Raw genomic sequence first — 25,873 nt, 5'->3', positions numbered from 1 at the left:
AACTCAATTCATATGACTATAAGTTTCAGCATCTGCACAGACACTGATTTGAAGTTGGTTTTCACTCTGCCAATGTCCATCAATCGATAACTCATAAACAATATCGATATTTCCAGAAATTGAACCATAACAAATATCTAATTTATTTGTCAATACCGTTAAGGTAAGTCTACCATAGGGAGTACGATAAACACTTGAACTCTTTTTTGCCAATTCAAAATGCTGTTCTTGTGATACAGCACCTTTTCTTACTAAAGTAACATGATGATCGGCAATTTTTAACAGATTCGAAGTCCCTTCCATTCCACTTACTTCACTATCTTCATAAAGTACATAATGAATTCCGTTCTTAAAGTAATGTGTACCTGTAGTAACGAATTCTATACGATTTTCTTCCCCCATAGCATCTTTTTGTATTCCAATAACTGTAACTACTACCTTATTCATCAAAATCTCCTCTATAATACTATAGAATATTATAGCGTAATGCATCACCATTGCCAACAACAAAAGTATGTAAATTGAAAATAATTATCCATACAAAGTCTACATTATAATCTTTAAATAAAAATTTTTCAAGCCACAATTTAAGTTCTTTCATTGGTTATATTTACAAACTAAAAAAGTTTATTAAACAATAAACTTCCTTTTTTCCTCTATAAAAAAACCGTAGCACCGCCAGTTTATTGCTAAACTGACGGTGCCTCCACATGAGAAAGTAATCGCTTGCTTTCTCACTCCTAGTATATGCTTTTAAAAAAAAATAATACACTTTCCAAGATTTATTTTTAAATAGACAGATTTGGATCAATTGGATTTAAATCATCTTTTAAAACTGCAACAAATTTTTCAACCATTTTTACCGGCTTATAACTTAGTTTTGCTTTTCTAAGTCCTTCGATTCCCATATCCTCTTCTCTATTTACATATTGTAAATGAGCCCATTCCCGCTGACAAAAAGCTTGGTTAATCGCTGTATATGCGCCACGAATTTCTGGATCAGCTTTTTCTACATGGATAACTGCAGTATTTTCATTTAATTGCTCGCCGAAAGTAAATGCCACAACTCTTTCACCAATAAAAATTGCACCACCTTTTAGATTCAAGTACTCAAAATTATTCAAAACCTCAATAATGGCTTTTCTTTCTTCTGTTAATATCGGATCATCAAAAGTTCCATGTTGTTTATACCACGTATTGATACTCAGCTTACATCGCAAACTAATTTCACTTGTAATCGGTTGATAAATGGCCTCAGGATAGGTTTTCTTAAAACTATTTAGGTGATTTTTTTTACTATGATATTTTCGTCCAGACAAAGAAATTAAAGCTGCTGTCTCATAAACGTAATCAAAGTTATCTCTATCTTCACTAATATGAAATCTGTTCGGATAATACCTGTTCATTTCCTCTACCATACTTTTTTCCAGCCCCGACATAATAAATTCCGTATTTTTCTCTTTAAAATAATTCAGCCAAAACTCAATTGCTTTAGGCATTTTCCCCATAGGACCAAAAGGTTGCATTGCAAATTCTTTACCTTGCCAGCTTCCTTTTAAATAAAGAACTCCATCTTCTACTGCCCATGCAATTTGATAAGGATTGCGCCACATAAATAAATTCGTAAAATTACAATGTGAGTTTTCATAATATCTATCGTGAAAAAACGAATCAAAAATCGCTTTATCTGGTTGTTCTAATAATTTAAATTTAATAATAATCACTCCTCGTTTCTTATTATAACAATCTAAGACTTTTTATACAACTAATTCTTATTAAATCAATCGGATTAGTAATTGATTAAGAAAAAAAGAATAGTTTTAAGATGTGAAATACATCTTAAAACTATTCAAAAATACATTTTTTATTTGTAGTAACGAACGCCGGCTGCAAATAACTGCTGATCTTTCGTTCCTGGAACGTTCATACAAACTGATGTACCGATACGCTCCGAATGCCCCATTTTACCTAATACACGTCCATCAGGGCTTGTAATCCCTTCAATTGCCTCTATTGAACCATTCGGATTAAATGGAATATTCATACTTGGAGCACCTGCATAATCAACATATTGCGTTGCAATTTGCCCTTTCACACGAAGTTTAGCAACAACTTCCGCATCCGCAACAAAACGACCTTCGCCATGTGATACTGCAATTGTATGAATATCGCCTACTTGGACATTATTGAACCAAGGAGATAAATTAGATACGACTTTCGTTTGTACCATGCAAGATACATGGCGTCCAATATTATTATGTGTTAACGTTGGACTTTCTATTGTTAAATCTGTAATCTCACCATATGGCACAAGTCCTAATTTAATAAGTGCTTGGAAACCATTACAAATACCAAGCATCAATCCATCACGTTGCTTTAATAATGAAGTTATCGCCTCTTTTATCCGAGGATTTCTAAACATTGCAGCAATAAATTTACCAGAACCGTCAGGCTCATCTCCTGCGCTAAATCCACCTGGAAGCATTACAATCTGCGCTTCATTAATTCCTTTTACAATCGCTTCTACAGATTCTTCAACTGCACTTGCAGTTAGATTACGAATCACTAACGTGTTGGCAATACCACCAACTCTTTCAAAAGCCTTCGCTGAATCATATTCACAATTCGTTCCCGGAAATACAGGAATAAAAATACGCGGTTTAGCAACAGTTGTACGAGATGCAATTTTCCCCCCCGCAGTATGTGGAGTAAAGTGAACTTTTTTCGCACTTGTTTTCGTTTGTGTTGGAAATATTTTCTCTAATGTACCCATATAAGCTTTTTCTACTTTTGCTAAAGATACCATTGTACCACTTAAACGAATATCCGCTTTTTCTGTTGTCGTCCCTAATAGATAAGCATTAGTTCCAGCTAAATCTACTTCAATATCTACATAATCTGCAATTTCTAAAATAATAGAGCCATAATCACTCATAAACAAATCTTTTGTTTCTAGCTGACGACTGAAAGCAAAACCAATTTCATTACCTAATGACATCTTACTAATTGCAGCAGCTATACCACCCACACGCACACTATGCGCCGCAAATACTTTGCCGTCTGCGATTAATTGACTGATTTTTGTAAAGTTTTTCTTCAGCTGCGTAAAGTCTGGTAAATCATACTCATCACGTTTTGCTGGAACAACAACGACTCTGCTATTTCCCTTTTTAAATTCCGGAGAAATAACTTTATCTGCTTCTACTACATCGACAGCAAAAGAAATCAAGGATGGAGGGACATTAATATCTTTAAATGTTCCGGACATGCTGTCTTTACCACCAATTGCCGGAATAGCAAATTCATGTTGCGCTTTTAACGCACCTAACAGCGCACTAAATGGTTTTCCCCAACGAATACTTTCTTTGCCAAGACGTTCAAAATATTCCTGGAAAGTTAAACGAATGCTATCATAATGTCCACCTAAAGCAACAATTTTTGCAACTGACTCAACAACAGCATACATTGCGCCATGGAATGGACTCCATTCTAATAAATATGGATCAAAACCAAACGTCATTGCTGTAGCCGTATTCGTTTCGCCACCCAAAACTGGAAGTTTCGCAACCATACCTTCCGCAGGAGTTTTTTGATATTTACCCCCAAATGGCATCAGTACAGTATTTGCACCTATTGTTGCATCAAATCGTTCCACTAATCCTTTTTGACTGCATACGTTTAGCTGTGATAAGTTGGCAAGCCATGCTTTTTCTAAATCATCCATCTGATCTTCTACTGCAGCTGGTATCTTACGTAAGTAGTTTTCATTTTCTACTGGTGCAGCTACTTTTACATCAACCACTTGTTTTACACCATTTGTATTTAAGAAATCACGACTTAAACTTACAATAGGTTTTCCACGCCAATTCATCGTTAAACGTTCATTATCGGTCACCTCAGCAACAAGCGTTGCCTCTAAATTTTCTTCATCTGCGTAACGAACAAATCTTTCTACATCTGCTTTTTTAATTACGACAGCCATACGCTCTTGGGACTCGGAAATCGCAAGTTCAGTACCATCGAGCCCCTCATATTTTTTCGGCACAGCATCAAGGTTAATGACAAGTCCGTCTGTTAACTCACCAATTGCAACGGCAACTCCGCCTGCACCAAAATCATTACAACGCTTAATCATCCGGCTAACTTCTGGATTTCTAAATAAGCGCTGAATTTTTCTTTCCGTTGGCGCATTTCCTTTTTGCACTTCAGCACCACAACTTGTTAATGATTCCTCTGTATGCTCTTTTGATGAACCAGTTGCACCGCCACAACCATCACGTCCAGTTTTCCCACCAACTAAAACAACAACATCACCAACGGCCGGCACTTCACGTACAACGTTACATTTTGGCGCTGCAGCAATAACTGCACCAACTTCAAGACGCTTTGCAACAAAGTTTTCATGGTATATTTCAGCAACCTGTCCAGTCGCCAAGCCAATTTGGTTACCATAAGAACTATACCCAGTCGCTGCACCTAATGTAATTTTCTTTTGTGGCAATTTTCCTGCCATCGTGTCAGCAACAGTCGTACGCGGATCAGCACAACCTGTAACACGCATTGCCTGATAAACATAAGAGCGGCCAGAAAGTGGATCACGAATTGCACCACCTAAGCAAGTTGCCGCACCGCCAAATGGTTCAATTTCCGTTGGATGATTATGTGTTTCATTTTTAAACATAACCAGCCAATCTTCATTTTTCCCATCTATATCTGCATTGACTACAATACTACATGCATTAATTTCTTCTGAAATATCTAAATCTTGAATTTTTCCTAATTTACGTAGTTGTTTCATCCCAATTACGGCAATGTCCATCAGCGTAATATCGCGCTCTGTATCACCATAAACAAATTCGCGATCTTTTAAGTATAAGCGATAAGCTTCTTTAATCGGTTCAGAAAAATACCCATCTTCAAACTCAACCGCTTCCACTTTTGTCATAAAAGTTGTATGACGACAATGGTCGGACCAATAAGTATCAATCACTTTAATTTCAGTAATGCTAGGATCACGCTTCTCTGTATCGCGAAAATAGCTTTGACAGAATTTCAAATCTTCAAAACTCATCGCAAAACCTTGCTCTTCCATAAAAGCTTTTAACTGTGCATCATTTTTCTTAACAAAACCATTTAATATTTTAACATCAGCAGGAATTTCCACTTGCAAATTCAAAGTTTGTGGTTTTTCAAGCGATGCTTCACGACTTTCAATTGCATTAATGCAATAGCTCTTAATTTTCACAAACTCTTCATCCGTAATATCACCTACAAGCGCAATTACTCTAGCCGTAGAAATTACAGGGCGTTCTTTTTGTGTTAGTAATTGTACACATTGCGCTGCGGAGTCTGCCGTCTGGTCATATTGACCTGGTAAATATTCTACAGCAAATATTCGAGTATTATTCATTTGTGGCAATTCTTCATCATATACTAAATCAACTGGAGGTTCAGAAAAAACAATATTGCGAGCCTTTGCGTATTCTTCATCACTGATGCCTTCGATATCATAACGATTAATAATACGAACTCGCTTTAATTTATCTAAACTAAAACTTTCTACTAAGTCAGCAAATAAAGCTTGTGCTGGTATATCAAAACCTTGACGTTTTTCTACATAAATTCTTTTTACTCCCAATGTCAGACCTCCCTCTAAAATTACAAACTTAAATACCTATTATTTTAAGTTTTCTTCAATAAAGCAATTCCAGTAAGTAAGAGGGACCTTATGAAACTTATCTGTTTATAGGCGCATAACTTGCCATAAAAACAGATAAGAAATTAAGGACTACAACAATGTTATGAGCCCTCAGATAAAGTTCCTCTTACTTTTGGAATATTACGCCCATAGAAAATTTCTGCCATTTCCTTTTTCAAGCGTTGTTTAATTTTTTTCTTCTCACCAATGGTCAATTCATTCTTTGGTGTCCCAAATAAATAATTATCAAGATCAAATTCACGTAAAAGCATTTTCGTATGGAAAATATGCTCTTGATATACATTAACATCAATCATCTGATACTTGTTTCTAATTTCTTGATCAATATAATTTTGGATTGAGTTAATTTTATGGTCAATGAAGAATTTTTTACCATTTACATCACGTGTAAAACCTCTCACCCGATAATCAACAATTGCAATGTCGGAGCAAAAAGACTTTAAAAGATAGTTTAATGCTTTAAGCGGTGAAATTTTCCCACAGGTCGATACGTCAATATCGGCACGAAACGTCGAAATTCCTTGATCAGGGTGACTTTCTGGATACGTGTGAACAGTAATATGACTTTTATCTAAATGACAAACTACTGCTTCTGATACTGGTTCTAATGGCTCTTCAGAAATCAACATCGTTACGCTGGCACCTTGCGGTTCATAATCTTGTTTCGCAATATTTAAAATGTTGGCACCAATGATATGCGCAACCTCAGTGAGGATATTAGTGAGCCTTTCAGCATTATATTCTTCATCAATATACTCAATATATTCTTTTTTATGTTCAGCTGTTTTTGCATAACAAATGTCATACATATTAAAGCTCAGACTTTTTGTTAAATTATTAAACCCATATAATTTCAATTTATTTATTTCCCTAATATCCATTTAATCACCTTACTTTTCAATTAGTATTTCCAACCTGCCAATAGCCCATTTACAATTCTACATAAACCACCAAAAACCTTTTTTTATCCAGCAACTAGGATTCGTATGGAGTAAATACTCCACTGCATCAAGTCTGCTTTATAAAGGCAATTGTATTATATATTATTTTTCCAAAGTGTCAATACTAACTTTAATAACAATCTTTTTTACTCTCTGCGGTTGCTCAAGAAAACAACAAGGACGATGCACATCATGAGGATAAATTACTGCGTACATTCCCTGACTTAAAATAATATCACTTTCTGGAATGAGAGCCTTATAGAAGATAGCATCGCGTTCCTCAGCGCAGTCTTCTTCAATTTCCAGCACAGGATTCAATGCACAATACCCCATCAACTCCTCCCCCTCTGCAATAAACTGCACATCAATATATTTTCGATGTGTTTCAGCCCTACACTCACTGCGTTCTTTACTCATATAACTAGAAACCATAGCAAAAATTTTTTCACCGTCAATTTCATATTTCCCATCATTTAATTTTGAAAGATTCTGTTCTTTTAAAAAATGTAAAGCTTTTTTAATGCTTTCTGGAAAACGATACTTCTCATTTTCCAAATTACGAATATGACCTACGATCATAAAAACAACTCCTTAAAATTTATTATAAAAATTCTATTGCATTCTTCTTTTGGCTTATGTTATTATTTTATACAAATATAAAATGATAAGCAATGATTGGAAGAGTACATTTCATAAATCTTTTCAGAGAGCCGATGGTGCTGTAAATCGGTAAGAGTATGAATTTGGAAAGCTACCCATGAGCTGTTATCCGAACAAATAAAAATTTTAGTAGGATGTACCGTAGCTCGGCGTTAACGAGGTGAAGGTGAGCTTTTAGCTAATCAAGGTGGTACCGCGGGAGTAGTTCTCGTCCTTTTTAGGATGAGGGCTTTTTTTATATAAAAAAATAGGAGTGATACTATGAAACAATTACTTGAACTTTTAGAGCATGATGCGAAACGACCGGTTGAAGAACTAGCTGCCATGTTAAATAGATCTGTATATGAAGTAAGCGAACAAATCAAACAGTTAGAAAAAGATAAAGTTATCTTAAAGTACAATACTTTAATCAACTGGGAGAAATTTGGCATAGACAGTGTAACAGCAACGATTGAAGTAAAAGTGACGCCACAGCGCGAAGTTGGATTTGACGCAATCGCTGAACGCATTTATCGATTTGCCGAAGTTCGTTCAGTATATCTTATGTCTGGTGGTTTTGACTTACTTGTTATGATTGAAGGTAAAACTTTAAAAGATGTCTCCAATTTCGTATCTACTCGTCTTGCAACAATTGATGGTGTTATCAGTACACATAGCAACTTTATGTTAAAAGCGTACAAAAAAGATGGTGTTATTATCAACGACCAAGAAAAAGATCGTAGATTGGTGGTGTCACCATGAGTTGGTCAAAACGTATTTCCCCTTCGGTAAATGCAATTGCTCCCTCTGGAATTCGTCGTTTTTTTGATATTGCCGCTGAAATGGAAGACGTTATCTCTTTAGGTGTAGGAGAACCTGATTTTATTACACCTTGGCACATTCGTGAGAGCTGTGTTTACGGTTTAGAACAAGGATATACCGCATATACCGCAAACCGTGGATTATTAGAGCTTCGTGAAGAAATTGTCCGCTTATTATTAAGAGATCATCATGTCTCTTATGATCCCAAGAAAGAAGTTCTGATTACCGTTGGCGTAAGTGAAGCTCTTGATCTAGCACTCCGTACTGTAGTTTCACCTGGAGATGAAGTTCTGATTCCTGAGCCTTGCTACGTTTCTTATAAAGCTTGTGTGACACTTGCTGGAGGAAATCCAATCGGCGTGCCAACAAGTATTGAAAATGAATTTCGTATAACAGTTGAAGATTTAGAAAAACATCTTACTCCCAAAACAAAGGTTTTACTCATCGGATATCCCAATAATCCAACTGGCGCAGTTATGACGAAAGAAGGATTGCTCGAAATAGCTAAATTTGCTGAAACACACGATCTTATCGTTATTTCCGATGAAATCTATTCAAACTTAGTCTATGGCGATGCAGTTCATACATGCTTTTCATCACTTCCTAATATGCAAGACCGTACCATCTTATTGAACGGTTTTTCAAAATCCTATGCCATGACTGGCTGGCGCATTGGATATGCATTAGCAAATCCAGAATTTATCTCTGCAATGACCAAAATCCACCAATATACAATGCTCTGCGCACCAATTACCGCACAAATTGCCGCAGTAGAAGCACTTCGCCATGGCGAATCCAATATGAAAAAGATGGTAGCTGAATATGATCGCCGCCGCCACCTAATTCTTGATGGAATGCGTAATATGGGCTTAGAGTGTTTTGAACCGAAAGGCGCATTCTATATTTTCCCTTGCATCAAAAACACTGGTCTTTCTTCCGAAGAATTCGCAGAACAACTGCTTCGCAGTGAACGCGTTGCTTTAGTACCTGGAAACGCATTTGGAGGAAGTGGTGAAGGATTTGTTCGTTGCTCTTATGCTACATCAGTAAGTAAAATTTCGGAAGCATTAAACCGCATCGAAAATTTTGTAAAAAAACATATCCGCTAATATACACATTTATAAAAAAACACCTTGGATTCCAAGGTGTTTTTCTTTATTCTAACGCAATATTAATTTCAAATGGTTTAGAACTAATTAATAATTCAATGACAAGATATTGGGAATTGCTGATTTTTACATTAAACCCATCACCAAGTGTCAATGTTGGCGTAGATATATCTACAGCATATCCCATTGTCGTCAAATTTGTTGCCGCTGTTGCAGTGAGCATATTTGCCATTTCTGAAATAGCACTTTGTGCCATATCATCAAAATTTTCTACCGGCATACCACACATCATTGTTGAAGCGATGAATTTCGCTGTATCGTCTGTCATATTATATGCTACATTCCCTCGAACTGCCTGTGTCACACCAACTAAAACAGTAACGCCCAAACTCATCGCAGATTTTTCTCTGACAGAAACCTTTCCCTTTGCGATGTCTTGGAATCCCATTTGTGGCATGACTGTAGTAACAGCATCGACGAATGGATTTATTAATTTAACATCCACAATTACTCTCCTCCAGCAAAGCCAATATTCATTTTAAATACACCTAATCTCGTTACAGCCTCAACATTAAATGATGTTAGTTTTGGATTAACTATACTTAAATTGTTTCCACAAATCGTTCCTGGCGGTGTGATACGGATTTCTTTGTCTTTGCAAATATCATTGATAATTGAAACACTTCTACCAGCAATAATATTTGCAAGTTCTTCCATGCTATCGTTTGCCTCCTCTTCCGTTACATTTTCAACTTCCCCCAACACCATCTGCGCAAAATTATACATCGTATCAAAATCAGAATGTAAAATCATTCTACCTATCGGATTTCCGGTAATTCCAATAATAATAGCAATTCCATCTGCTGAAATTCTCGAAGACGTGTCTTGTTCTACAGAAATTTTGCTATGTACCCCAGCAAGACTGAACAGATTTTGTTGCAATACTTTTACAAAAGGCTTCACGTAAGTTTCTTGTAAAATACTCATATCACCATCAGTAAATCCACACGCAATTTTTAACGTATCAATAAGTTCAGTTGCATTTAACGGTTTTTGTAAAAAAGATGAAATTCCTACTGTTCTTCCTCGCATCATAAGTTTCGCATCCCGCATTGCGCTAATCATTATAATTTTTGCTTTGGGATTAATCTCCAATATCCGCCTGCTACACTCTAACCCATCTGCATCAGGTAGATTCATATCCATAGTTACCGCATCAGGTTTTAGTTCCTTATACATCTCTACCGCTGCTGCGCAGTTTTTAGCAGAGCCGCATATTTCAAAATTAGTTCTCGCCAATACACCTTCTATCATCGCATGACTAATCCGAGAGTCATCTACCACTAATAAGCGAATCTTACGCAACTTTATCACCTGCTTTTCTAATGTTAACTTTTAGTAAACTAAACATCCTTTTCTAAAAAATACTCTGCATTCATTAAAATTACAACCAGTCCATTTCAAATCTTAGACTTTCCAGTTAGATTTCTTTTATTAAAATCATAGATAGAATGGTCAACATTTTCGATGGCCTAAGTCAGCCATAAATGACTTTACCCATTATTTCTTATTAATTTTTTAACAAACGCTCTATTTTTTATATCGTTTGAATTCAATAAACTTCCTATGACTAATTTCCTATTTATAAAAGTTAAACTTTTTTCTTAAAAATCCTGCCGAAAAAGCTCGATGTAGATGAAAAATCTACACAAAAGAAGAAGCATTAAAGCTTTACAACCAGCTTTAATGCTCTTATCTTATTTAAATATTATTTTTGATCTATAATTGCTAAATCGCCTTCCTCACCAGTACGAATTCTTACAGCATTTTCGACATCGTATACAAATATTTTCCCATCGCCAATATGACCTGTATTTAAAACGCGTTTAGCAACTTCTAATACTTTTTCTACTGGAATCTCACAAACTACCGTTTCTATTTTTACCTTTGGTACAAGATTAATTGTATATTCCGTACCACGATAAATTTCCTTATGACCTTTTTGCAATCCACAGCCATATACCTGACTTACCGTCATACCAGCAACACCGATTGCATTTAGAGCTTCTTTTAACTCTTCTAATTTTCCAGGTCTCGTTATTATATCGATTTTCGTAATTTTCCTCATAAAAACTCCTCCTTTTAATTTAATCTATTGACTCTTGAAAGTAACTATTCTTTATTTCCAAACAACGGATTACCTGCAACGAAACTTTGACCATAAGCACGTTCGCCATGTTCGCTAATATCCACGCCAGCGATTTCATCACTTTCATCCACTCTAATTTTCATAAATGCACCAATAATTTTAATTAAAAGTACTGTGCCAACAATTGCTAATACCCATGCAGCAATAACAGAAAGAGTTTGAATAAACAATAAATCTGGATTACCGTAGAATAAGCCATCTGCACCAGATTCATTTACACTAGTTGTTGCCCAAAGACCAGTTGCAATTGCACCCCAAGTACCACCAATACCATGAACTCCGAATGCATCCAAAGAATCATCATAGCCAAATTTTGCTTTTACTACTGCTACGGAGAAGTAACAAATCGCACCACCGATAAGACCAATTAAAACCGCTGGCATCGGAGTTACAAAACCTGCTGCCGGAGTAATCGCTACAAGACCTGCAACACATCCGCTGGCTGCACCAAATACAGTAGGCTTTCCATTATGCATCCACTCTGCAAAAACCCAAGATACTGTCGCTGCTGCTGCTGCTGCTTGCGTAACAATAAATGCATTTGCAGCAAGACCATTCGCGCCTAAAGCACTACCTGCATTAAAGCCAAACCAACCAAACCAAAGTAAAGTCGCGCCTAAAACAACCATTGGAATATTGTGCGGAAGAATTGGACTCTTACCATAGCCACGTCTTTTCCCAATCATTAAACAAATAACTAATCCAGATACACCGGAAAGAATGTGAATTACTAACCCACCTGCGAAGTCTAGCGCACCTAATTCGGCAAGCCAACCGCCGCCCCATACCCAATGTGCCATTGGGTTATAAATAAGTATAGCCCATAGCAAGATAAATGTCACGAAAGCAGAGAATTTCATTCTTTCTGCAAATGCACCAGTAATTAATGCTGGTGTAATTACTGCAAACATACACTGAAATGCAACAAAAGCAAACTCAGGAATTGTTCCCATCACTGTATGAACATCAATCCCATTTAAACCAATTTTAGATAAATCACCGATAAATCCAGAAATATCACTGCCAAAAGTTAATGTATAGCCAATTAGAACCCATTCAACTGATATAAGTCCAACAATAAAAAAACTTTGCATAATTGTACTCAATACATTCTTATTTCTTACCATACCACCATAGAAAAAACCAAGCCCCGGAGTCATGATGAATACCAATGCTGCACTAATCAATACCCACGCTGTGTCTCCTGTATCAATCACAGACTCACCGTCAGCAGCAAATGCAACTGAAACTGTCATCAAGAACAACACCAAAGTGTTAAATATCGTTGACCATAACTTTTTCATCTTCATTCCCTCTTTTCTTAAAATAAATAAACGTCTGGTAAATTAAACTTTTCGTTTAATTTACCAGACGCCATTGTCTACACATATTCCTTTGTAAAAAATACTGATAACTATCCGCCTCTTTTAATATCAACAAAATCTCACAAACAAGAAAAAGCCTTCTCACCAGTCACAAATCATACTCTGTAACTTGCAAGAAGGCTTCATTGCCATCAAATATCTTGTTGATGTGATTATTATATCCACTAATTCATCTATTGTCAATAAGAACTTTACACTTTTTTCGAAATCCTATTAAATACTTTTCAATAGTGTATACCTGCATAAATTTCTTTTAAAAGTTCCTTCATATCTGCTTCACTTATTTTTACAGGATTAGATTTCGTTGAACCTTGCAGTGCATTGCCCAATAATAGTGTAAAATTATCATAATAGTCCTCTTGCTTAATTCCTATTTCCTTAAATGAATTTGGAATATTTAGGACTTTATTCAATTGACGAATTGCCATAACAAAATCCTCTACGCCAATCGTCTTTGCCAATATATTTAATTTGTCAGCAACCTTTTTACTATGCTGACGATTATATTCAAGAACATAAGGCAGCGCAACAGCATTAATTAATCCATGCCCTTCATTAAATTGTCCACCAATCGCATGCGCAATTCCATGCACCATCCCTAATCCCACATTCGTAAATGCAAAACCGGCTAGAGATTGATAATTATGTACCTTTTCCCGGCTTTCTACGGTTCCTTCCTGATAGGAAATCGGCAAATAACGATAGAGCCCTTCCACTGCGCCGCGTGCCATTACTTCGGTAAAATCATCAAGGTTTTCATTACAATATGCTTCAACCGCATGGGTCATCGCATCCATCCCAGTTTCAGCAACAATGTGCTTAGGCATGGATAATGTAAGTACTGGATCTAAAATTGCAAGATCAGGAATAAATGCATCTGTCTTTAAACCGATTTTGATATTTTTTTCTTTAAAGGTTACTACCGCAGCTCTTGTTACTTCACTTGCTGTTCCAGAAGTCGTCGGAATCGCAATCAATTTTACTTTTTTGCGTTTATCCGGTAACCCTTTTTCTAGTACATTATCAAAGTTTAATTCATCATTCTCATAAAAAACCGTCATCACTTTTGCCGCGTCCATCGGTGATCCACCGCCAATCGCAATGACCAAATCAGGTGAAAATTGCCGCATTTTTTCAACGCCTTCTAAAACACAAAAGGTATCGGGATTTTTGCTAATTCCCGAATGCACCAATGTTTCTGCTCCATTTTTTTGTAAAAGAGCTTCAATCCTTCCGATAACGCCATTTTTCATCATCGAATTACTTCCCGCTACAATAAAAGCCTTTTTCACTGTTATATTTTTCAAATATTCTAATGAGTCTTTTCCTGTAACAAAAGATTCGCCACCAAAAAGTAATCGTTTCATAAATTCACCTCAAACTCTTTCATCATTTAACTATCTACTATTTTTCATTATAGCATAAGAAAAATTCTTTATGACATACCAGTAAAAAAAATCCCTTTTCCCTGACTAAGTATCTCTGCATTTCATTTTATACTGGAATTAAAATTTAACTTGAATTAAAACTTACTTTATTCTTGTAAGCGCGACAAGTGTTTTCTCCCATTGCATTATGTAATCAAATTACATATAATATTTACTATGTTTCATAAATTTTATTGACAAGATAATAAAGCAGACTTGATTCAGGTGGCATTTTGACTGTATCTAAAACCTAGTCATCGGGTCAACACTCTACTTCATGTTCTTTGCAATAATCTTTATGTCAATGTTTTTAAGGGGGACGTTCTTTTTATGGAAAATCAAAATATTCATGTAATCCTATCATTCATCCTCTATTTGGCTGTAATGATGTCAATTGGCGTATACTTTTATCGCCGTACACAGAAAATGTCCGATTACATATTAGGAAGCCGACAACTCGGCGCATGGGTTACTTCTTTAAGTGCAGAAGCATCCGATATGAGCGGTTGGATGCTCATGGGACTTCCTGGCTATGCCTACGTTGCCGGTTTAGGCGCAGGGTGGATTGCTTTGGGTTTAGCACTGGGGACATATGCAAACTGGAGATTCATTGCAAAAAGGTTACGTAAATACACCGAAGCTGCGAATGATTCCTTAACAATGCCAGACTATTTACAAAATCGTTTTCATGACACATCGAGTATTCTCAGAGTGATTTCCGCAGTTTTTATTCTTATCTTCTTTATTATTTACACATCTTCCGGATTTGTTGCGGGAGGTAAACTCTTTAACACCGTATTTGGTATACCTTATGAATACGCTTTGCTATTAGGCGCATTCGTAGTCGTCTTTTATACGTTTGTCGGTGGTTTTATGGCTGTATGTTGGACGGACTTCGTTCAAGGCGTAATGATGTTTTTTGCTATTATTATGGTTCCGTTAGCTGGCGCATATATGTTAGGTGGCATTAGTCCAACTTATGAAGCAATTTACACACTTAACCCCGAATATTTCAACCCGTTTTCTAAGCCAGACGGTTCAATGTTTAGTGTAATTGAAATTATCTCATTATTAGCTTGGGGTCTTGGCTATTTCGGTCAACCACATATTCTCGTACGCTTTATGGCAATTCGTTCATCAGACGAAATCAAACAGGCAACAAAAATTGCCATGACTTGGGTCGTTCTATCGCTTATAGCTTCCGTGCTTGTTGGCTTAGTTGGTAGAGTATTTCTACCAACTGTTTTAGAGGGTACTGATGTAGAAACAGTATTTATGGTAATGACACATCAATTATTCTCACCATTTGTTGCTGGTCTTGTTCTTTCAGCCGTACTTGCTGCAATTATGAGTACTGCATCTTCACAATTGCTCGTTGCAGCATCCGCTTTTGCACAAGATTTTTATAAATCATTAATTCACAAAGAAGCATCAGATAAAGAATTAGTATGGACAAGTCGTACCTCTGTAATCGCAATTTCAATTATTGCAATCAGTCTTGGCTTAAACCCTGATAATCTTGTTTTAGATATGGTTGCTTACGCTTGGGCAGGCTTTGGCGCCGCGTTCGGTCCAGTAATTTTATTATCATTATTTTGGCGTAAGATTACACGTAATGGTGCCCTCGCCGGTATCATCGTCGGTGGATTAACTGTTCTAATCTGGAAACAATTTAGTTGGTTTGGACTATATGAAATCGTTCCTGGCTTTTTCTTCTCCATGCTTGCAATCTATGCGGTTTCACTTATAGACAAAGCTCCAAATGAAAAAACACTTCGAATTTTCGACTCCATAAAATAAATACTACTACTTATAAAATTAAAAGCTACGCTAATTTATTAGCGTAGCTTTTTTATTTATCCGATAAAAGTAAACTTCCATTTGAATCAAGCCTTATTTTATAAGTGCCAAAAATAGATATAAATACTCGAAATAATAATGGAAATAATCATCATCGGAAAGCCAATCAACAAATACTTTACAAATGATAGCTGGTGTCCTTTTTGCGCTGCCATACTAGCAACTACAACATTCGCACTTGCACCAACTAGAGTACCATTTCCACCTAAGCAAGCGCCTAAAGATAAACTCCACCATAAAGGTTCAAGATTCGTAAGTCCCATTGTACTCATTTCTTTAATCATCGGTATCATCGTTGCTACGAATGGAATATTATCAATAAAAGCGGATGCAATTGCACTCATCCATAAAATTAGCATCGCTGTGGCGCTAACATCACCATTTGTCACTTGCATTGCTTCACGCGCCAACATCGCAATTACACCGGTTTCAACCAAAGCCCCAACAAGAATAAACAAACCTGCAAAAAAGAAAATCGCTAACCATTCTATTTTGCTAAAAACTTTTGCAAGCAAGCCTTCATCACGCGAAATCGTAATCGCCATTAATACACTTGCACCAGTTAAAGCTGCTGTTGCCGTTTCTAAATGCAACTGGCTGTGCAAAGCAAACAGCATAATCGTAATAGCTAAGACAAACAAACATTTCTTTAATAATTTAGGATTATTAATTTGACTTTTCTCATTCAAACGTAAAACCTTTGCTTTTAACTCATCTGTCGTATGTAAATCTTTCCGATAAAGAATCATTAAAAGAAACAATGTAACAATTAAAATAACCGTACATACAGTACCTAAATTGACGATAAACGATAAAAAGTCCAATTCCTTTACCGCACTACCAATCATAATATTCGGCGGATCTCCAATTAAGGTTGCCGCCCCACCAATATTTGCAGAAAGAATCTGAGCAATTAAAAATGGTTTAGGTGAAACTTTCAATTGTGAAGTTATACTAAACGTAACCGGGACAGTTAAAAGCACCGTCGTTACATTATCTAAAAACGCAGAACAGAGCGCAGTCAACAGACTTAGAACGACTAAAATTCGAATAGGTTCCCCCTTTACTTTTTTCGCCGCCCATATAGCTAAATAATTAAATAAACCAGTCTCACTCGTAATATTTACAATGATCATCATGCCAATCAATAAGCCAATGGTGTTAAAATCAATATGATGAATTGCCATATCTTGATTTAAAATTCCTAAGAGTATCATAGCTACTGCACCAGTTAAAGCTACAACAGTACGATGTACCTTTTCCGATACAATCAATGTATATGCAGTAACAAATATTACCACTGCTAATAATGCATTGTTTTCCAAACTACCCACTTCCTAATAAATTATTTCATTGTCACCTTATCTATAAAGTAGACTTGATTACAGGTGGAGTTGTTACCCCATCTAAACCTTAGCCACACTTATTGGGAGACTTAGACGATTTTAGGTTCCCTCTATAAAATAAAGTATCTTATAACCAAAGAAGTAAAATTTTTATTTTTGTATGAATCTTCCCATTTATTCCGCTAAATAAATAAGCAAAAATCAACAAATAAAAAGCTGACTATTTTAAGCAATTTAGAGCTAAAATAGTCAGCATCATAATTATTTCTTCTTTTTCTTAAGCGGTACTGCATTTAAAAGAATCTTTTTCTCTTCACGCACTACTTTTATATCGTATTCTACGATACCTTCTTTGTACAACTCTAATTTTAATTCTAATAAAGCTTTGCCAATCTTCTCTTGCAACTCTTTCGTTAAAAAAGCCGTTGACAAATCCTCTTTGTCTTTACCTTTACCTTTAACTTTAGGCTTAGCTTGAGGCTCTTCTTCGGTAGAAAACATCGTTTCAAAAGTTTCTACTTCTTTATAATCTTCAAACATTGCCTTATCAGTTAAATTTTTTGGTATCTTTGCCATTTATATTATCACACTCTTTCCTGTGGCATCTGGTTTAGCTTTTCTTTGCCTTTGCCCAAGAATCACGTAACCCAACAATGCGGTTAAATACAAGTTTATCTTTTGTAGAGTCTTTATCTACACAAAAATAGCCTTGGCGTAAAAATTGATAACGATTACCTGGAGCAGTATAAGCTAAACTTGGTTCAACCATACAGTTTTCTATTACTTCAACTGATTTTTCGTTTAATTGCGCCAAGAAATCTGATGTATTTTCTTCATCATCACTCACTAATAAGTAATCATATAAACGTGCCTCCGCTTGCAAGGCATGACGAGCAGATACCCAATGGAGTGTCCCTTTTACTTTGCGTCCACTATTATGTTGACTTCCACTTTTAGTATCAGGGTCATAGCTACAACGAAGTTCAACAATATTACCAACTTCATCTTTGATTACTTCTTCACATTTTATAATATACGCATGTTTTAAACGAACTTCTCCACCCGGTTTTAAACGGAAAAATTTCTTTGGCGGTTCTTCCATAAAATCTTCTTGTTCAATATAAATCTCACGACTAAATGGCATCATACGTTTCCCCATCGCAGGGCATTCCGGATTATTCTCAGCCATCATGTATTCCACTTTATCCTCAGGGTAATTTTCAATAACTAATTTTAATGGATGTACTACTGCCATTACACGCTCTGCTGTTTTGTTTAAATCTTCCCGAATACAATGCTCAAGCATTGCAACATCAACAAGGCTATTACTTTTTGCAACACCAATACGGTCACAGAAATCGCGAATTGATTCTGGTGTATATCCACGGCGGCGCAGTCCTGAAATAGTCGGCATGCGAGGATCATCCCAACCCGTTACATACCCACCATCGACAAGCATTCTTAATTTACGTTTGCTCATTACGGTATTTGTTAAATTCAAGCGAGCAAACTCAATTTGTTTTGGGCGAGTGTTTGCATCAAAGCCTAAAGCTTCTAGCGTCCATTCGTAGAGTGGTCTATGATCTTCAAATTCTAAAGTACAAATCGAATGCGTAATGCCTTCTAATGCATCAGAAATAGGATGTGCATAGTCATACATTGGATAAATGCACCAAGCATCTCCTGTACGATGATGTTTCGTATGAGAAATTCGATAAATAATTGGATCACGCAAATTAATATTTGGTGAACTCATATCAATTTTTGCTCTAAGTACCCTTTCTCCATCGGCAAATTCTCCATTTTTCATCCGCATAAATAAATCCAAATTTTCTTCTACACTGCGATTGCGATATGGGCTCTCTTTCCCAGGCTCTGTTAAAGTCCCACGATATTCACGCATTTGTTCTGGTGACAAATCACATACATATGCTTTTCCATCTTTAATCAAACCAATCGTCAATTCAAAAATTCTTTCAAAATAACTGGAAGCATAAAACATTCGATCTTCCCAATCAAAGCCAAGCCATTTTACATCTTCTTGAATAGAATCAACATATTCTACATCTTCTTTCGTTGGATTCGTATCATCAAAGCGAAGATTGCATAGTCCTTGATTATATTTTGCTAAACCAAAATTTAGGCAAATAGATTTTGCATGACCGATATGCAAATAACCATTTGGTTCCGGTGGGAACCGCGTATGAATCCCCTCACTGTATTTACCACTTTTTAAGTCTTCCTCAACAATATTTTGCACAAAATTTGTTGCAATCGTATAGTTTTCTGCCATAAAAACTGCTCCTTTATTTATAAATCCAAAATATAAAATGCAGCAAACCCAATAAAGTAAAACTTAACTCAATCGGATTTTTTACTCCATCTAATTTTTAGTTGACCTTACCTATGAAATTAACCGCTCATCTGTTTCCTGCAAGTATAACTCCCATTTATTAAAAAGCGGGAATCTATGAAGCGCTTATTTGGTTAGATGAGCGCATTAGTTATCAGATAAAAACCAATGCTGTTTTTTCTTCATAAGCCAAAAATATAATATTTTACTAGCTACCGTTAGCTGTCGGATAAAAGGTTAATATTCGAGATAAAATGTAAATTTCCTTCTATTCCTAAAACCCTTTTGCTTTTTTCGTCATATAGTCCCTTAAAACAGCCTCACCTTTTTTAGTAATTTCATTATTGGGGAGATTTTTGATAATCCCATCTGCATACTTCCGTTCTATTAACTTTTGCATCGTCCACGAAAAATTTATATTATACATCCATAGCAAACGTACTAATTTACGATCAGCCGTAGTCTTCATCTGCGCAAAGTCACATTGCTCTCCTTTCAAAAAACCTCGCACAAAGATGGGGCTGTATTCACTACCATCATCAGGCATAATCAAAGGTTCCAGTACGCGATAAATATCAAGCTTATCTGCATCACGAATGATTTTGGCAAAAAAAACTTCTCTCTCATTGCCACCTTCATCAATATTGATTGCATTGTGGTTTGCAATAGCAAATTTAAACACCTGCAAATCTTCTTGATCCAATCGTTTAAGTAATGGTAAATCCTCAATGATACTTAACCCATACAACGCATGATTTACTGAAATTCTATCATTAAATGTTCGATAAACGGTATATTGATGAAACCGTCCAATATCATGAAAAAGACCAATCATTTTCGCTAATAATATATCATGTTCATTTAAATTTAAATATTTCGCCAATTCTCCGCTAATTTTCACAACATAATCCGTATGTTCCTCTTTACGTATAATATTTTCCTGAATGTCCACATCCTCTGTATAAAAGCTTTTAATATACTGCCTAACCCACTGCTGCATCTCTACCAATAAATTTTCCATAAAACAACCCGCCTTTTGCCATAAAATAAACCTTGATTAAGTTGTCTTTTTGACTTTATCTAAATCCTAGTCACTCACATTCAAAATCTTCGTCACGACTAACTCTCACTGGCTGAAAATGTAAATTTTATCACATTTTAACCATCTGATAAACCTAAAAATTTTTAGCCGATTCTATCTTAATATCAAAATGATAAATAATTCTTATTGAAGTATACCTCTAGATTATCTGTAAAACAATATATAAATAGAAAGAATCTCTTGAAATTAAATTTCTACATTTAAAATATTTATCTCTTTTCCACATTCTTTCTTTCCTTTTCAAATGATTAGTAGTATGCTAATGTAGTTAATTTATTTTAAAGAGTTCTAACTTAGAAAATTAAATTTTATTCTCTTCGAAAGGAGTCTTGTTATGGAATTATTATTGTTCTTTCTACTTGGATTAGGGGTAGGAACCTTTGGTACACTTGTCGGTATTGGCGGAGGGCTCATTCTCATTCCAATCTTTTTATTAGTTTTGCACTTTCCTGCCCAACAAGCAATTGGTACATCCCTTACAGTAGTATTTTTCAATGCGCTATCGGGAACTATCGCCTACATTAAACAAAAAAAAGTATATTATGATGCAGCCTTTCGTTTTGCATTAGCAACTCTTCCCGGCGCCTTTCTTGGCAGTTATTTAGCCGACTATTTTACAGGTACTACCTTTAATATGGTCTTTGGGGTATTCTTATTATTCATGGCTATACTCATGTATACAAAATCGTCCTCAAAAAAAGCGGCGGCGGATTTCGATAAAGAAACTTTTACTTATAACCGTATGCTAGGTATCATTATCAGTGCAGGTGTTGGTTTTCTATCTAGTATTTTAGGTATTGGCGGAGGAGTTATTCACGTGCCTCTTATGATTTACGCTTTAGGCTTTCCAACCCATGTCGCAACAGCTACCTCACACTGCGTTTTAGCCGTTTCTTCATTTACTGGCGTAATCTCACATTATATATTAAATCATATTTTAGTCGGTCCCGCGCTCAGCATCGGCATTGGTGCAGTGATTGGTGCTCAAATCGGTGCAAAATTATCAAACAAAACAAAATCAAAAGTAATTATTATTTTACTATCTTGTGCGGTATTTGCTCTAGGGGTAAGATTGATTATATCCGCATTATAAAAAAGTGCCCTTAATCACAAAAATCAGAAGAACTCGTTATCTTCATATGAATTTTAACAAGTTCTTTTTTTTTTTGAATTCCATATTCATCATCTACTGCATAAAATAAAGTAACTAAGTAGAATTTATCCAAGGACTAATTCGCTTTAGGACTCTCAGATTCTCTAAACTGGAGTTACACCACAGGGCGCGAATGAGTGACTAAGTCTCTGGATAAGGACGACTAAATTCAGATGAAGTAAAAACTCACCCTGAATCAAGTCTACTTTATAGCTTTACAAGGAGTGATGACTATGCCATCTAAAGATAATCCAGAACTCATTGACTATAATGAAAACGATTTAAGAGAGAATGACCGTCAATTTTTCGGTTTTTTTCCTCTCACCTTAGGTACACTTGCTGCCGCTTCGCTATTCAATAATTTTGGTTGTCGGCCAGTTTCGTTTCATCATCATTGGCGCGACTATTACACCTGCTCACCAAAATATGTTTGCAAACCAGTCCCATACTATCCATAACATCTCCATCTTATAAAAATAAAAACTGCCTTTAGGCAGTTTTTATTTTTATAAGATAACGTACCAATGTAATTAACAATCTCCGTTAGCTATCAGATAAAACTTTTAGCGTAAACAAACTAATTTCAGCTGGACAACCTAAGCGAAATGGAAACCAACTTCCGGCGCCAGTACTTACATACCCATACATTTGCTCCTTTTGATACATTCCGCGCATATACTTATACCGAACTGGTAAAAGAGGTTGTCTTCCAATAGCCACCTGACCACCATGGGTATGCCCAGTTAACGTTAAATCTATATTTTTCTCATACGCATAGTCTATAACAACGGGATGATGGCTCAATAATATTTTTGTCGAGTTTTCCGTAACCCCCAATAAGGCTAAATCTAGCATTTCTTTACTTTTTACAATCTGTTCATTTGCCGTTTCACTCCAAGGATAATCAATGCCTAATAAATAAACAGGTTTTTCACTATTAATAAGTAGTGCGTTTTTATTCCTCAATACTTTAACTTCACTATGCTGAAATGCTGTTTCTAATTTAGGAAAATCGCGAAAATATTCATGATTTCCCCACGAAAAATAAATTCCGTAACGAAATTTAGAAATATATCCATTTAAAACTTCAATCAAGGCGTCAATCATTTTTACATCATCAATCAAGTCACCGGTAATAACAACTACATCTGCACCTTTTTTATATAGCAGTTCAAGAATCTGTGATAATTTTTCAACAGAAAAAAATAATCCAATATGTGCGTCACTAATCTGTCCTATCTTTAATCCATCATTTTGAACGTCTAAATTTTTAATTAAAATGTCATATTCTAAAAACTCTACTTTTTCTCCGCCCAAGAAAGTACCATATCCACTTAACCCAAATGATATAATAGGCAAAGAAACCGCCGCCCCTTGTATAAATTTTCGTCTACTTAAATCTATAGCATCATTCTCTTTAAGCAAATTCCGCAAATAAACTCGCTTTATCCCATGATAAAAAGGTAGCATAAACAGCCCTATTAATTGCCCCATAAACCAAAGAATCGTTATTTTGCTGAGCAACCCTTGAAAAGGAAATACATCCAGCTTTCCTCTTGTCAATATTATTCCACCTACAGCAATAATATTGATTAACCAAAAAAACGACTTTAATGTTTTATTCCGATAACAGGGGAAAACTTTACATAATAAAGTAATAAATAAATACGCAATTCCAAGCGCTATCCCAATTAGAATTCCAATGAAATAAATTGACGGTCCGTTCACAATAGCCTCCATTTTTACAACATATTATTATCAGTTTATCCGATAACTATCCCGCTCTACGACTCCTAACTTCTATAAATAGGAGCTATACCCTACAAATAACTAACTTTCTGGATAAGGTCTGCTAAGATTCAAATGGAATGAAAACTCCACTTGAATCAAGTCTTACTTTATATTATGTACAAATCATTTATTTTTAATATTAAGTGTAAAAAAAGAGAATCGACGACTGCCGATTCTATAAATAACATATGTTTATTTTTATAATTTTTTATTTATTATACCTTATACCTCGCCGCGTAAATGAGCCAGTTCAGCCTGCTTCTCACAATAATACCATCTTATCGATTTCCCGATAGCACAACGGACTGCATCCAGTTTACCTTGCAAAGCAAGCTTTTTTAACCTACTTGCATCAAACCCACTGACTGATAAATAACTTGCGGAAATGAATCCATGACTCTTCAAAAGATTACGATAGCTGGCGCTATCCTTGCGGTCCATTTCAATGCTTTTTATTGCCATACTGCTCCCCCCATCATATAAATCATGAGATACCAATATAGCCCATTTACTTTAGGTACGCCTATATTATACAACAAAAATATTTATTTGTACACTACTTTTCTCTTTATTTGTAAATTCTTTTAAAAAATACTATATACTATTAAAATTATCCTTTAATTTTTCTTTGCTATCCCTAAAGAAAAAGCAATGTGATTACAAAATATCACATTGCTTATATTTCTATCTAAATCTTTCTACATATTCTTTTAAATCATTTGCGCCCTTTGTGACCGTTTCTAAACTAGAAGTGATTTCTTCTGTAGATGCAGCTTGTTCCTCACTAATTGCACCTGTTCCTTCAATTGCACGTGCAATCGAAGATACAGCCTGGCTCATTTCGTGCAAAGTTTTTTGAATTCTTTTCGTTGCTTCCTGCGATTGTTCAGCTAATTTACGCACTTCTTCTGCAACTACAGCAAAGCCTCTACCTTGTTCTCCTGCTCTAGCAGCCTCAATTGCCGCGTTTAAACCCAATAAATTAGTTTGTTGCGCAATCGTATTAATATAATCAATTACTTGCGTCGTTTCATTATTTTTTACCATTAACTCATTTGCTAATTTGATTGCCTCTTGCCCAGCTTGTGCCAATTCAGTTGCACTCATTGCAACTTGCTCTACAGCAATATAAGCCTGCTCCGTTGAAGTTGCAAGGTTTTCAACAGTACTAATCAAATCGTTATTGTCTCCCGTATCAATCCCTGAACTTAAAGTTCCTATAACCTTTTTATCTTTTCCATAAATCGGAGTAAAAACTGTCTTTATAGGATAACCATAAACTTCTTTAGGTATATCTTCAAAAGTTTCTTTTCCTGAATCAATACATTTCGCAATTGTTGGAATCCCCGCAATCGGTTTACCAGCCGGCAAATCAAGTTCGAAATTTTTCGCGCGATGATAACCAAGGTATTCCTTTAAGTCTGTTAACCCAACAGCCATATCTTCACGAACAATTTTATTCATATAAGGAAGAACAATCTTAAACGCCTCCAAAATCTCCTCATTTGAATACTGCTTTTTCTCTCCTACCTCCATTTGAATTCCTCCTCCATATTCTCCTCATCTCTATATACTGGAAACTCTTTATCAAACGAATATAACTAAGTATGTATATTTGGGGCATCAAAGTACTATTCTTTATTTCGTTGTTAATTGTAAAATTCCCTCTTTTTTCATATCGATATCGTCTACATTTTATTACTAAAAAACAAAAAACCTACATCATTGTAGGTTTTATTCTCTATCTGGTGCGGCCGAGAGGATTTGAACCTCCACGAGATTGCTCTCACTAGCGCCTGAAGCTAGCGTGTCTGCCGTTCCACCACGACCGCATTACGTATTTATTTATAAATAAAAAACACCATCTTACTAACGTAAAATGGTGCCGAGGACCGGAATCGAACCGGTACGGATATTTCTATCCGCGGGATTTTAAGTCCCGTGCGTCTGCCAGTTCCGCCACCCCGGCATAACATTTTGGAGCGGGTGATGAGAATCGAACTCACGTGACTAGCTT

At 35.8% G+C, this 25,873-nt stretch carries 22 protein-coding genes, 2 tRNA genes and 1 other annotated feature; of the genes, 5 read left to right on the top strand and 19 right to left on the bottom strand.

Annotated features, from left to right (window positions below):
• Nucleotides 1–3 precede the first annotated feature (3 nt).
• The 5 genes from ACWZFG_RS00430 to ACWZFG_RS00410 form a co-directional block, all read right to left on the bottom strand.
• The gene (locus ACWZFG_RS00430) at nt 4–447 is read right to left on the bottom strand and encodes a DUF1934 domain-containing protein (RefSeq protein WP_418626734.1); all 444 of its coding nucleotides are present in this window, start codon (nt 445–447) and stop codon (nt 4–6) included.
• 341 nt (nt 448–788) lie between these two features.
• On the bottom strand, nt 789–1,724 hold the full coding sequence (locus ACWZFG_RS00425) for a DUF2156 domain-containing protein (protein WP_177505255.1): 936 nt from the start codon (nt 1,722–1,724) through the stop codon (nt 789–791).
• Between the two features lie 140 nt (nt 1,725–1,864).
• Nucleotides 1,865–5,638 (bottom strand): phosphoribosylformylglycinamidine synthase, encoded by a 3,774-nt coding sequence (locus ACWZFG_RS00420; RefSeq protein ID WP_418626733.1) that lies wholly within the window; start codon nt 5,636–5,638, stop codon nt 1,865–1,867.
• A gap of 161 nt (nt 5,639–5,799) precedes the next feature.
• A complete protein-coding gene (gene speD / locus ACWZFG_RS00415) occupies nt 5,800–6,600 on the bottom strand; it encodes an adenosylmethionine decarboxylase (protein ID WP_177505257.1) in 801 nt (266 codons plus the stop codon).
• A gap of 162 nt (nt 6,601–6,762) precedes the next feature.
• Nucleotides 6,763–7,239 carry a YhcH/YjgK/YiaL family protein gene (locus ACWZFG_RS00410; RefSeq protein ID WP_418626732.1) on the bottom strand — a complete coding sequence of 159 codons (477 nt, stop codon included), beginning with the start codon at nt 7,237–7,239 and terminating at the stop codon, nt 6,763–6,765.
• An 83-nt stretch (nt 7,240–7,322) separates the two neighbouring features.
• Nucleotides 7,323–7,539: a binding site (T-box leader), on the top strand.
• Between the two features lie 42 nt (nt 7,540–7,581).
• Between ACWZFG_RS00410 and ACWZFG_RS00405 the strand changes: the two genes are divergently transcribed.
• Nucleotides 7,582–8,061, top strand: a complete 480-nt coding sequence (locus ACWZFG_RS00405) for an Lrp/AsnC family transcriptional regulator (protein ID WP_147668182.1) — start codon at nt 7,582–7,584, stop codon at nt 8,059–8,061.
• Entirely contained in the window at nt 8,058–9,230 is a 1,173-nt protein-coding gene (locus ACWZFG_RS00400) for an aminotransferase class I/II-fold pyridoxal phosphate-dependent enzyme (RefSeq protein WP_177505259.1), read from the top strand. The genes ACWZFG_RS00405 and ACWZFG_RS00400 overlap by 4 nt, the downstream gene beginning before the upstream one ends.
• 46 nt (nt 9,231–9,276) lie before the next feature.
• On the opposite strand, the gene ACWZFG_RS00395 is transcribed toward ACWZFG_RS00400, so the two are convergent.
• The 5 genes from ACWZFG_RS00395 to ACWZFG_RS00375 all read right to left on the bottom strand — a co-directional run bounded on the left by ACWZFG_RS00395 (nt 9,277) and on the right by ACWZFG_RS00375 (nt 14,191).
• Entirely contained in the window at nt 9,277–9,735 is a 459-nt protein-coding gene (locus ACWZFG_RS00395; protein ID WP_177504817.1) for a chemotaxis protein CheX, read from the bottom strand.
• Nucleotides 9,736–9,737: 2 nt separating this feature from the next.
• Nucleotides 9,738–10,604, bottom strand: coding sequence for a response regulator (locus ACWZFG_RS00390; RefSeq protein ID WP_455576891.1), 867 nt, complete (start codon nt 10,602–10,604; stop codon nt 9,738–9,740).
• A gap of 394 nt (nt 10,605–10,998) precedes the next feature.
• A complete protein-coding gene (locus ACWZFG_RS00385) occupies nt 10,999–11,358 on the bottom strand; it encodes a P-II family nitrogen regulator (protein ID WP_147667626.1) in 360 nt (119 codons plus the stop codon).
• Nucleotides 11,359–11,402: 44 nt separating this feature from the next.
• The gene (locus tag ACWZFG_RS00380; RefSeq protein ID WP_177504815.1) at nt 11,403–12,743 is read right to left on the bottom strand and encodes an ammonium transporter; all 1,341 of its coding nucleotides are present in this window, start codon (nt 12,741–12,743) and stop codon (nt 11,403–11,405) included.
• A gap of 305 nt (nt 12,744–13,048) precedes the next feature.
• Nucleotides 13,049–14,191, bottom strand: coding sequence for an iron-containing alcohol dehydrogenase (locus ACWZFG_RS00375; RefSeq protein ID WP_455576890.1), 1,143 nt, complete (start codon nt 14,189–14,191; stop codon nt 13,049–13,051).
• A 390-nt stretch (nt 14,192–14,581) separates the two neighbouring features.
• On the opposite strand from ACWZFG_RS00375, the gene putP reads away from it, so the two are divergent.
• Entirely contained in the window at nt 14,582–16,051 is a 1,470-nt protein-coding gene (gene putP / locus ACWZFG_RS00370) for a sodium/proline symporter PutP (RefSeq protein WP_455576889.1), read from the top strand.
• 98 nt (nt 16,052–16,149) lie between these two features.
• Here putP and ACWZFG_RS00365 read toward each other — a convergent pair whose 3' ends face one another.
• The 4 genes from ACWZFG_RS00365 to ACWZFG_RS00350 all read right to left on the bottom strand — a co-directional run bounded on the left by ACWZFG_RS00365 (nt 16,150) and on the right by ACWZFG_RS00350 (nt 20,831).
• On the bottom strand, nt 16,150–17,436 hold the full coding sequence (locus ACWZFG_RS00365; protein ID WP_147667622.1) for an ArsB/NhaD family transporter: 1,287 nt from the start codon (nt 17,434–17,436) through the stop codon (nt 16,150–16,152).
• A gap of 282 nt (nt 17,437–17,718) precedes the next feature.
• The gene (locus ACWZFG_RS00360) at nt 17,719–18,033 is read right to left on the bottom strand and encodes a hypothetical protein (RefSeq protein ID WP_177504812.1); all 315 of its coding nucleotides are present in this window, start codon (nt 18,031–18,033) and stop codon (nt 17,719–17,721) included.
• 34 nt (nt 18,034–18,067) lie between these two features.
• A complete protein-coding gene (locus tag ACWZFG_RS00355; RefSeq protein ID WP_455576888.1) occupies nt 18,068–19,750 on the bottom strand; it encodes a glutamine--tRNA ligase/YqeY domain fusion protein in 1,683 nt (560 codons plus the stop codon).
• Between the two features lie 334 nt (nt 19,751–20,084).
• Entirely contained in the window at nt 20,085–20,831 is a 747-nt protein-coding gene (locus tag ACWZFG_RS00350; protein ID WP_177504810.1) for an HD domain-containing protein, read from the bottom strand.
• 415 nt (nt 20,832–21,246) lie between these two features.
• On the opposite strand from ACWZFG_RS00350, the gene ACWZFG_RS00345 reads away from it, so the two are divergent.
• Together ACWZFG_RS00345 and ACWZFG_RS00340 are read left to right on the top strand one after the other, a co-directional pair.
• Complete coding sequence (locus tag ACWZFG_RS00345) at nt 21,247–22,005, top strand: sulfite exporter TauE/SafE family protein (protein WP_147667618.1); 759 nt, start codon at nt 21,247–21,249, stop codon at nt 22,003–22,005.
• A gap of 293 nt (nt 22,006–22,298) precedes the next feature.
• On the top strand, nt 22,299–22,523 hold the full coding sequence (locus tag ACWZFG_RS00340) for a hypothetical protein (protein WP_147667617.1): 225 nt from the start codon (nt 22,299–22,301) through the stop codon (nt 22,521–22,523).
• Between the two features lie 85 nt (nt 22,524–22,608).
• Here ACWZFG_RS00340 and ACWZFG_RS00335 read toward each other — a convergent pair whose 3' ends face one another.
• The 5 genes from ACWZFG_RS00335 to ACWZFG_RS00315 form a co-directional block, all read right to left on the bottom strand.
• Nucleotides 22,609–23,793, bottom strand: coding sequence for a metallophosphoesterase (locus tag ACWZFG_RS00335; RefSeq protein ID WP_177504809.1), 1,185 nt, complete (start codon nt 23,791–23,793; stop codon nt 22,609–22,611).
• Between the two features lie 285 nt (nt 23,794–24,078).
• Nucleotides 24,079–24,318 carry a hypothetical protein gene (locus tag ACWZFG_RS00330; RefSeq protein WP_147667614.1) on the bottom strand — a complete coding sequence of 80 codons (240 nt, stop codon included), beginning with the start codon at nt 24,316–24,318 and terminating at the stop codon, nt 24,079–24,081.
• Between the two features lie 222 nt (nt 24,319–24,540).
• Nucleotides 24,541–25,392: a methyl-accepting chemotaxis protein gene (locus ACWZFG_RS00325; protein WP_147667612.1), complete on the bottom strand. Its 852-nt coding sequence runs from the start codon at nt 25,390–25,392 to the stop codon at nt 24,541–24,543.
• Nucleotides 25,393–25,602: 210 nt separating this feature from the next.
• Nucleotides 25,603–25,688, bottom strand: a tRNA-Leu gene (locus tag ACWZFG_RS00320).
• 48 nt (nt 25,689–25,736) lie between these two features.
• Nucleotides 25,737–25,825: transfer RNA gene (locus tag ACWZFG_RS00315), tRNA-Leu, on the bottom strand.
• Nucleotides 25,826–25,873 lie beyond the last annotated feature (48 nt).

This window comes from Anaerosinus sp., assembly GCF_965318445.1.
This window is presented reverse-complemented; position numbering and strand designations above follow the sequence as displayed.